Origin of the sequence: Streptomyces lateritius (genome assembly GCF_014649715.1) — a bacterium.
GTDB classification, from domain to species: domain Bacteria; phylum Actinomycetota; class Actinomycetes; order Streptomycetales; family Streptomycetaceae; genus Streptomyces; species Streptomyces lateritius.
Genome location: NZ_BMTO01000037.1, coordinates 1 through 9,214, shown reverse-complemented (window position 1 = coordinate 9,214; position 9,214 = coordinate 1). Strand labels below are relative to the sequence as shown.

General features: G+C 74.5%; 8 protein-coding genes. 7 read left to right on the top strand and 1 reads right to left on the bottom strand.

Annotated elements, in window-relative coordinates; genetic code table 11:
- The first annotated feature begins 105 nt into the window (after positions 1-105).
- From IE136_RS35130 to IE136_RS35100, 7 genes are all read left to right on the top strand, one after another.
- Positions 106-1,677, top strand: coding sequence for an FAD-dependent monooxygenase (locus IE136_RS35130; RefSeq protein WP_189602560.1), 1,572 nt, complete (start codon positions 106-108; stop codon positions 1,675-1,677).
- A 30-nt stretch (positions 1,678-1,707) separates the two neighbouring features.
- Entirely contained in the window at positions 1,708-3,180 is a 1,473-nt protein-coding gene (locus IE136_RS35125) for an FAD-dependent monooxygenase (RefSeq protein WP_189602559.1), read from the top strand.
- Positions 3,181-3,639: 459 nt separating this feature from the next.
- Positions 3,640-4,527 carry an alpha/beta hydrolase gene (locus tag IE136_RS35120; RefSeq protein WP_158994382.1) on the top strand — a complete coding sequence of 296 codons (888 nt, stop codon included), beginning with the start codon at positions 3,640-3,642 and terminating at the stop codon, positions 4,525-4,527.
- A gap of 8 nt (positions 4,528-4,535) precedes the next feature.
- On the top strand, positions 4,536-5,810 hold the full coding sequence (locus tag IE136_RS35115) for an MFS transporter (protein ID WP_158988093.1): 1,275 nt from the start codon (positions 4,536-4,538) through the stop codon (positions 5,808-5,810).
- Positions 5,807-6,181, top strand: a complete 375-nt coding sequence (locus IE136_RS35110) for an acyl carrier protein (protein ID WP_189602558.1) — start codon at positions 5,807-5,809, stop codon at positions 6,179-6,181. The genes IE136_RS35115 and IE136_RS35110 overlap by 4 nt, the downstream gene beginning before the upstream one ends.
- Before the next feature lie 117 nt (positions 6,182-6,298).
- The gene (locus IE136_RS35105) at positions 6,299-7,870 is read left to right on the top strand and encodes an acyl-CoA carboxylase subunit beta (RefSeq protein ID WP_158988091.1); all 1,572 of its coding nucleotides are present in this window, start codon (positions 6,299-6,301) and stop codon (positions 7,868-7,870) included.
- Between the two features lie 17 nt (positions 7,871-7,887).
- Positions 7,888-8,130 carry an acyl-CoA carboxylase subunit epsilon gene (locus IE136_RS35100; protein WP_189602557.1) on the top strand — a complete coding sequence of 81 codons (243 nt, stop codon included), beginning with the start codon at positions 7,888-7,890 and terminating at the stop codon, positions 8,128-8,130.
- Positions 8,131-8,295: 165 nt separating this feature from the next.
- On the opposite strand, the gene IE136_RS35095 is transcribed toward IE136_RS35100, so the two are convergent.
- On the bottom strand, positions 8,296-9,111 hold the full coding sequence (locus IE136_RS35095) for a 4'-phosphopantetheinyl transferase family protein (RefSeq protein ID WP_189602556.1): 816 nt from the start codon (positions 9,109-9,111) through the stop codon (positions 8,296-8,298).
- Positions 9,112-9,214: the final 103 nt, after the last annotated feature.

The window sequence follows — 9,214 nt, the reverse complement described above, 5'->3', positions numbered from 1 at the left end:
CCGCCCTGTCCACCAACAGCCGCGCCACCCTCCACCACGCCAAAACCCACACCGAAACCCTCACCGCACCCCACCCCCACACCCGCCCCGAGAGAAACCGCTGACATGGCACCGGACCACCAGGACACCACCCAGGACACCCTGAGCACCGATGTCCTCGTGGTCGGAGCCGGCCCCGCCGGACTGATGCTCGCCTGCGAGCTCAGGCTCGGCGGCGCCGAGGTGCTCGTCCTCGACCAGCGCCCCGGCCCGACCACCGAATCGCGCGCCTCCACCCTGCACGCCCGCACCATGGAGATCCTCGGCGCCCGGGGGCTGCTGGCCGAGCTGGGCACCCCGCCGTGCGAGCCGCGCGGCCACTTCGGCGGCATCGGACTGGACCTCACCCTGCCCAGCTCCCACCCCGGCCAGTGGAAGGTCCCGCAACAGCGCACGGAGGAACTCCTCCAGGACCGGGCCGTCGCACTCGGCGCCGACGTGCGCCGCCGCCACCAGCTGGTCGCGCTGACGGACGGACCGGACCGGGTGACCGTCGAGTGTCTCGGCCCGGCCGGGCCGGTCCGGGTCACCGCCCGCTTCCTGGTGGGCTGCGACGGCGAGGACAGCACCGTACGACGGCTCACCGGGGCCGACTTCCCCGGCCGGGACGCCGAGCGCGAGCTGTTGCGCGCGGACGTCTCCGGCGTCGACACCCCCGACCGGCGCTTCCAGCGCCTCGCGAACGGCCTGGCCATCGCCGCCACCCGGGGCGAGGTCACCCGCGTGATGGTCCACGAGTTCGGCACGCCGGCCCGACAGCGCTCCGGAGCACCGGAGTTCGCCGAGGTCGTCGACGCCTGGCAGCGGGTGACGGGCGAGGACATCAGCCACGGCGTGCCGCTGTGGATCAACGCCTTCGGCGACGTCAACCGCCAGCTCGCGCGATACCGGCACGGCCGGATCCTGTTCGCGGGCGACGCCGCCCACCAGCAGATGCCCAGCGGCGGGCAGGCGCTCAACCTCGGGGTCCAGGACTCCTTCAACCTCGGCTGGAAGCTGGCTGCCGAGATCCGGGGCGACGCTCCGGACGGCCTGCTGGACAGCTACCACGCCGAACGCCACGCCGTCGGCGCCGATGTCCTGGCCAACATCCGGGCACAGACCCGTCTGCTCCTCGGCGGACCGGAGATCGAACCGGTGCGCGCCGTCCTCACCGAGCTGATCGCCGTGGAGGAGGTACGGGCCCACCTGGCCGGAATGATCAGCGGGCTCTCCGTCCGCTACGACGTCGGGGGCACCGACGGCCATCCGCTGCTGGGCCGACGACTGCCGCCCGTGGAGCTGGTCCGTACCGGCGACGGGCGCGGTGACGACGACGGCGCCACGACGGCGACCACGGAACTCCTGGCCACCGGTCGGGGGCTGCTGCTCGACCTCGGCGCGGGCGCGGAACGGATCGCCGCGCCGTGGGCGGACCGGGTGGCGGGCGTCAGCGCCCGGACGTCGGTGCCCGGCGGCCCGCTGCGCACCGGCGAGGCCCTGCTCGTACGCCCCGACGGCCATGTCGCCTGGGTGGGCCCGGCCACCGACGCGTACGGCCTGCGCATCGCGCTGCACCGCTGGTTCGGAGAGCCGGCCCGCACCTCTCCCCGTACCTCCGCCGCGCACCACTCCACCGAAACCGCCGCCGTCCGCTGAGGAAGCGGCAGGAACGAGGAAGGTACATCCATGGATGCCGACGTCACGGACGCGGACGTAATCATTGTCGGAGCCGGGCCCACCGGTCTGATGCTCGCCGGGGAACTGCGGCTGGGCGGGGCGGACGTCATCGTCACCGAACGCCTGGAGCGGCCCACCGGCCAGTCCCGCGGTCTCGGTTTCACCGCCCGCGCGCTGGAGTCCTTCGACCAGCGCGGTCTCGTGCCCCGCTTCGGCGGACTGGAGACCAGCCCCATGGGCCACTTCGGCGGGGTGCAGTTCGACTACACCGTCCTGGAGGACGCCCACTTCGGGGCGCGCGGCATCCCGCAGTCCCGGACCGAGGCGGTCCTGGAGGAGTGGGCCCTCGAACTCGGCGCGGACATACGCCGGGGCTGGGAGTTCCTCGACCTCACCCAGGACGAGAACGGGGTCACCGCCACGATCGACACGCCGGACGGGGAGCGGCGGCTGCGCGCCCGCTACCTCGTGGGCACCGACGGCGGGCACAGCCTGGTCCGCAGGATCGCCGGATTCTCCTTCCCGGGCACCGACGCCACCCGTGGCATGTACCTCGCCGACGTGGTGGGCTGCTCGATCCCGCCCCGGTTCCTGGGGGAGCGGGTGCCGGCCGGGATGGTGATGGCCGCGCCGCTCGGCGAGGGCGTGGACCGCATCATCGTCTGCGAGCACGGCGCGCCGCCCGCCGACCGGAGCCGTACGCCCGACTTCGCCGAGGTCGCGGCGGCCTGGCAGCGGCTCACCGGGGAGGACATCTCCGGCGGCGGCGCCGACTGGGTCAGCTCGTTCACCGACGCCACCCGGCAGGCGAGCGAGTACCGGCGCGGGCGGGTGCTGCTGGCCGGTGACGCCGCGCACATCCACCTGCCGGCGGGCGGGCAGGGCCTGAGCACCGGCGTCCAGGACGCCGTCAACCTCGGCTGGAAGCTCGCCGCGGTCGTCCAGGGCTGGGCGCCGGAGGGGCTGCTCGACACGTACCACGGCGAGCGGCACCCGGTCGGGGCGCGGCTGCTGTCCAACACCCTTGCGCAGGGCACGGTGTTCCTCGGCGGAGAGGAGTCGGAGCCGCTGCGGGCGCTGTTCGCCGAGCTGATCGGGCTCGACCCGGTGAAGCGGTACCTCGCCGGGGTGGTCAGCCACCTCGACGTCCGTTACAACATGGGCGACGGCGACCACCCGCTGCTCGGGCGCCGGCTGCCCCCGCGCGTCCTGACGACGGCGGCCGGCCCGGTCGGCACCCCGGAGCTGCTGCACCCGGCGCAGGGCCTCGTGCTCGACCTGGCCGACGACCCGGAGGTGCGGGAGGCGGCGGCCGGCTGGAAGGACCGTGTCACCACGGTCACCGGCGTGCCGCGCGACCCGGAAGTCTTCGCGGGCGCGACGGCCGTCCTGGTCCGCCCCGACGGCTACGTCGCCTGGGCGGGCACGAACACCGACTCCCTCGCCGCGGCCCTCCACCACTGGTTCGGCACCCCGGCCTGACCCCCAGGGCCGCGCCCCGGCCCCCGGCCCCGGCCCGGTCACGGGGCCACGCCCCCGGCCCGCCGCCGCGCCCGACCGCCCGGGACCGTACACCCCCCGGCGCCGGGCCCGGCGCGGCTCAACGGGCCGTGCCCCTCAACCCCGCCGCCGCGCCCGATGCCCGGGGCGACCCGGCCCCGCCGCCGCGCCCGATGCCCGGTGCCGTACGACCCGGCCCCGGCCCCACGGCGCCGTCACCCCCCACACACCCACCGCCCCGCCCCGGACGGGCTCGTCGCTCGTCCGGGGCCGGGGCGCCCCCGGCACACCCGGCACCTCCCATGTCGTGCCACCGGGCCGCCCACGCCGTGGCCCGCCGCTTCCACCAGGAGGAGAACACATGAGCCGCGCCTGCCCGCCCGCCCGCCACCGGGGCACGGCGTGAGCGCCCCCACCCTCGCGCCGGTCGTCGCGCCCGCGATGTCCCCTGGGGTCCGGCCGGTCACCCTGGACGCCGGTCCGTTCCGGCTCTCCGCGCTCGTCGCCCAGCCGGAGGGCCCGTCCCGCGCCACCGTCGTCGCGGTGCACGGCGGCGGCATGCGCGCCGGCTACTTCGACGGGCAGGCCCACCCCGACGTCTCCCTCCTGACCCTCGGCGCCCGCCTCGGCTACACCGTCGTCGCCGTCGACCGCCCCGGATACGGCCTGTCCGCGGCCCACCTGCCGAGCGGTCAGACCCTGGCCGAGCAGGCCGCCGCCCTGCGGACCGCGCTCGCCGATCTCGCAGCCCGGTACCCGGCCGGTGCCGGAACGTTCCTCGTCGCCCATTCCTTCGGCGGCAAGCTGGCCCTCACCTACGCCGCCGGCCAGACCGACCACGCCACCCGTGACGGTGACGGAGCACCGGCCCCGCTGCTGGGCCTGGACGTCTCCGGCTGCGGCCGCGACTACGCCGTCGACCCCGAGGACCTGGTCGACCCCCACCGGCACGGCCAGTGGAAGCGGAACTGGGGCGCCCTGCGCTACTACCCGCCGCAGACCTTCCGCGACGCCGCCGACCTCGTCGCCCCCATGCCGGTACGGGAGCGGACGGAGGCGGCGTCCTGGCCGGAGCGTTTCACCGCGGCCGCCGGCCGGGTCGCGGTCCCGGTCCGCCTCACCTTCGCCGAGCGAGAGCTGTGGTGGCGCCACGGCGACCAGGACCTGGCCGAGCTCGCCGGTCTGTTCACCGCCGCGCCCTTCGTCACCGTCGACCGGCAGCCGGAGGCCGGCCACAACATCAGCCTCGGCTGGGCCGCGCGCGCCTACCATCTGCGCGCCCTGGCCTTCCTGGAGGAGTGCCTGGCCCGGACGGGGGTCCCCTCCTGAACGGCCTCGTGAAGACGACCCGTACGCCGACGTTCCGTTCGCTCACCGTGCGCAACTTCCGGCTGTTCGCGGCCGGTCAGCTGGTCTCGGTGGCGGGCACCTGGATGATGGTCGTCTCCCAGGACTGGCTGGTCCTGGAGCTCACCGGCGACTCCGCCACCGCGCTCGGCACGCTGACCGCGCTGCAGTTCACCCCGATGCTGCTCCTGACGCTCTACGGCGGACGGCTCGCGGACCGGTACGACAAGCGGCTGCTGCTGACCCTGGCCAACCTGGTCTCCGGCGCCCTGGCCCTGGCGCTCGCCGTGCTGGTCCTGGCCGACGCGGTGCGACTGTGGCACCTGTACCTGTTCGCGCTCGGCCTCGGCACGGTCAACGCCTTCGAGGTCCCGGCTCGCATGTCCTTCGTCGGCGAACTCGTCGGTCCCGAGCTGCTGCCCAACGCCTCGGCGCTCAGCGCCGCCTACTTCAACACCGCCCGGGTCGCGGGCCCCGCCCTCGCCGGACTGCTCATTTCCGCGTCCGGCACCGGCCCCGTCATGGTCCTCAACGCGGTGAGCCACCTCGCCACCGTGGCCGCCCTGCGGATGATCCGTCCTGGCGAGCTGATCCGGTCCCGGCCCGCCGGGCGCGCCTCCGGGGTACGGGACGGGCTGCGGTACGTCCGCACCCGGCCCGACCTGGTGGCGGTCCTCGGCCTGCTGGCGGTCGTCGGCCTGCTCGGCTTCAACTTCCAGCTCACCCTGCCGCTCCTGGCCAAGACCGTCCTGGCGGCGGACGCGACCGCCTTCGGCCTGCTCACCACCGCCTTCGCGGCCGGCTCGCTGCTCGCCGCGTTCGCCTCCACGGCCCGGCGGGGCCGGCCCACCGCCCGTACCGTCGCCGGTTCGGCGCTGGCCTTCGGAGTGGCGGAGACGGCCGCCGGCTGGGCGCCCGACTACGCCTCGGCGGCCGTCCTCCTCGCCCTGACCGGATTCGCGGGCATCTACTTCGCCCAGGCCGCCAACCACCGCGTCCAGCTCGGCAGCGCCCCGCACTACCGCGGCCGGGTGCTGGCTCTCTACACGCTGATCCTGCAAGGACTCACCCCGCTGGGAGCCCTCCTCGTCGGCTGGCTGAGCGCCCGTCACGGCGCCCGCGCCGGCCTGTGGGTGGGCGGGACCGCGTCGGCCACGGCAGCCCTCGCGGCCCTCCTGGGACGCCCGCGCCGACGTGGCCGGCCGTCCCCGACGACCGGCGGGACCGGCCCGCACCGCCGCATCCGACGAAAGGCACCGACATGACCGACGACATCGGGAACAGCAGCACGCTGGGACACCTGCCCGGCCTGGCCGACCTGCGCGCGATGAGCCCGGACGTGCGCACCGCCACCCTCGCCCACTGTCTGCGCCTGCACCTGGACGGGCTCCTCCATGTGCCCTCCGGCCACCGGACCAGCCCGCACGAGCCTCTGCGCACCCAGGGGCTCGACTGGCTCAACGCCCTCAACCTGAGCCACGGGATCCGCCGTGACCTGGGCGTCGAGCTGGGCGCCCAGACGCTCCTGGACGGGACCGTCGCCGAACTCGCGGCGCTCCTCGACGCCCGTATGGCCTGGGCCGGGGCGCGACCGTCGGCGGCCGCGGCCGGGCGGCCAGCCACCGGTCGGGGGTGAACGCCGCCCCTCCGTACGTACCGCCTCCGTACCGCCTCGATCAGATCCGTACCGCCCGATCGGACGCGTCCGGACCCGTCCCGACCGCCGACGCCGAACCGGACAGGAGAACCGCACATGCCGCCCGCGACACCCGAGGCCACCCTCACCGCCCGCCTGAGCGAACTGGAGGTCCGCAAGGACGAAGCCCGCAACGGCCTGGACCCCGCCGCCACCGAACGCCAGCACGCCAAGGGCAAGCTGACCGCCCACGAGCGGATCGAACTGCTCCTCGACAAGGGCAGCTTCTCCGAGGTGGAGGCGCTGCGCCGGCACCGCGCCACCGGCTTCGGCCTGGAGGCGAAGAAGCCCTACGGCGACGGCGTCGTCACCGGCTGGGGCACGGTCGAGGGCCGGACCGTCTTCGTCTACGCGCACGACTTCCGGGTCTTCGGCGGGGCGCTGGGCGAGGCCCACGCCGCCAAGATCCACAAGATCATGGACATGGCCATCTCGGCCGGTGCCCCACTCGTCTCGCTGAACGACGGCGCGGGCGCACGGATCCAGGAGGGCGTCTCCGCCCTCGCCGGGTACGGCGGCATCTTCCAGCGCAACACGAAGGCGTCCGGCGTCATCCCGCAGATCTCCGTCATGCTCGGCCCCTGCGCCGGCGGCGCGGCCTACAGCCCCGCCCTCACCGACTTCGTCTTCGCCGTCCGTGAGATCTCCCAGATGTTCATCACGGGCCCGGACGTGGTGCGTGCGGTGACGGGTGAGGAGATCTCCCAGAACGGCCTGGGCGGCGCCGACGTGCACGCCGGCACCTCGGGCGTGGCGCACTTCGTCTACGACGACGAGGAGACCTGCCTGGCGGAGGTCCGCTACCTGATCTCCCTGCTGCCCTCCAACAACCGCGAGCTGCCGCCCACGGTGCTCACCGGGGACCCGGCCGACCGGCCCGGGGACGCGCTGCTCGACCTGGTGCCGGTGGACGGCAACCGCTCCTACGACATACGCGGGGTGATCGAGGAGCTCGTCGACGACGGCGACTTCATGGAGGTGCACGCCGCCTGGGCGCAGAACCTCGTCTGCGCCCTGGCCCGGATCGACGGGCACACCGTCGGCATCGTCGCCAACCAGCCGGCTTCGATGGCGGGCGTCCTCGACATCAAGGCGAGCGAGAAGGGCGCGCGGTTCGTGCAGTTCTGCGACGCGTTCAACATCCCGCTCGTCACGCTGGTGGACGTGCCCGGCTTCCTGCCCGGTGTCGAGCAGGAGCACGAAGGCATCATCAGGCGCGGCGCCAAGCTCCTCTACGCGTACTGCAACGCGACCGTCCCCCGTGTCTCGGTGGTGCTGCGCAAGGCGTACGGCGGCGCGTACATCGTCATGGACTCACGGTCGATCGGCGCGGACATCGCGCTGGCCTGGCCCGCGAACGAGATCGCCGTGATGGGCGCGGAGGGCGCAGCGAACGTGGTGTTCCGGCGGGAGATCGCCGCCGCCGACTGCCCCGAATCGATGCGCCAGGAGAAGATCGAGCAGTACAAGCGGGAGCTGGTCCACCCGTACTACGCCGCCGAACGCGGCCTGCTCGACGACGTGATCGCCCCCCGCGACACCCGGGCGGTACTGGCCCGTTCGCTGGCGATGCTCGTCGCCAAACACGCCGACCTGCCGCGCCGCAAGCACGGCAACCCGCCCCAGTGAGCAGCGAGGGAGCAGCGATGAGCGACGGACAGTGCGAGCAGCTCATACGAGTCGTCAAGGGCAGCCCCACCCCGGGGGAACTGGCCGCTCTGACCGCGGTGTTGATGTCCCGGGCCGCCGCGGCCTGCGTCGAGCCGGACGACACGGCGCGCCGTCAGCAGGCGGTCGCCCTGTGGCGGCGCCCCGACCGGGTCGCGGGCTTCGACGGCCCGCGCAGCTGGCGCTCGGCGGTCCGGCAGCCCGAGACGCGCGCGGCCTAGGCTAGGTCGTGTCCGGAAAGTAGCGCCGTCTGCCCGCGGGGCAGGCGGGACTTCACGGACACGGCCAGGACGCGTCGGCGCACGGCGGCCTACGGGATACGCGCCGAGGGGCCGGGGGATTCCTCCCCCGGCCCCTCGGTGTTCTTCCTGCCCGGTCGGTGGTGGTCAGGCCGCCCGTGAGGAGCGCGGCCGGTCCCGCGGGTCGGCGTGGTCCCGCAGTACGGTCCGCAGACCCGGCTCGACGCCGGCGATCCGGTCCGCGGCCTCCCTGGCGTACAGGAGCGTGTCCGGCACCGCCCGCACCACCACGCGCCGACGACCGCTGCCCAGGATCGCCACGGCGGCCACATGGCTCTCGCACAGCGGGAGGTTGCCGACGACCCAGCTGGCGGGCCGTTCGCCGGCCCCGTACTCGCCGAGGTAGTCCAGGTGCGCGCCCCGCGCGAGACCGGTGCCCAGCCCCTTGAGATAGGCCTCCTTCCTGGTCCACAGCCGGCCGAAGGCCACCGTCCGGTCGGGTACGGCCAGCCGTCCGAGCTCCTCCCGTTCCGCCGGGTGCAGCGCCGGCAGGCAGGCCTCGGCGGTCTCGGTGGACGGCAGGCGCTGGACGTCGGCGCCGATCCGGGACTCCGCCACCGCCACCAGGGCCAGGCCGTGGCTGTGGGAGAGCGAGAACTGTGGGGCACCGGGCACCCCGAGCACCCGCGGCCGGCCGTTGCGGCCGCCCTCCCCGTCGTAGCGCTCGCCCGCGATGGAGAGCAGGTGCGGCGCGACACCGGTGTAGACCGCGAGCACCCGGCGCAGCCCCACGTGGGCGGCGGCGTACATCCGCTGGTCCTGGGGTTTGAGGTACGCCTCGGCCCGCCGTCTCTCCTGCTCGTCGAGCTCACCGATGGGGACGTCACGGGGGGAGGCCGGCGGCGGCAGCAGCCACACGTCCAGCCCGCCCTCGCCGACGGACAGCACGTTCTCCCACCCCATCAGCGGTTTCTCTCGGGGCGGGTGTGGGGGTGGGGTGCGGTGAGGGTTTCGGTGTGGGTTTTGGCGTGGTGGAGGGTGGCGCGGCTGTTGGTGGACAGGGCGG

Excerpts from the sequence above, each read along its gene's own strand:
- IE136_RS35130 (WP_189602560.1), top strand. The coding sequence starts at position 106 with ATGGCACCGGACCACCAGGACACCACCCAGGACACCCTGAGCACCGAT.
- IE136_RS35125 (WP_189602559.1), top strand. The coding sequence starts at position 1,708 with ATGGATGCCGACGTCACGGACGCGGACGTAATCATTGTCGGAGCCGGG.
- IE136_RS35120 (WP_158994382.1), top strand. The coding sequence starts at position 3,640 with ATGTCCCCTGGGGTCCGGCCGGTCACCCTGGACGCCGGTCCGTTCCGG.
- IE136_RS35110 (WP_189602558.1), top strand. The coding sequence starts at position 5,807 with ATGACCGACGACATCGGGAACAGCAGCACGCTGGGACACCTGCCCGGC.
- IE136_RS35105 (WP_158988091.1), top strand. The coding sequence starts at position 6,299 with ATGCCGCCCGCGACACCCGAGGCCACCCTCACCGCCCGCCTGAGCGAA.
- IE136_RS35100 (WP_189602557.1), top strand. The coding sequence starts at position 7,888 with ATGAGCGACGGACAGTGCGAGCAGCTCATACGAGTCGTCAAGGGCAGC.
- IE136_RS35095 (WP_189602556.1), bottom strand. The coding sequence starts at position 9,111 with ATGGGGTGGGAGAACGTGCTGTCCGTCGGCGAGGGCGGGCTGGACGTG.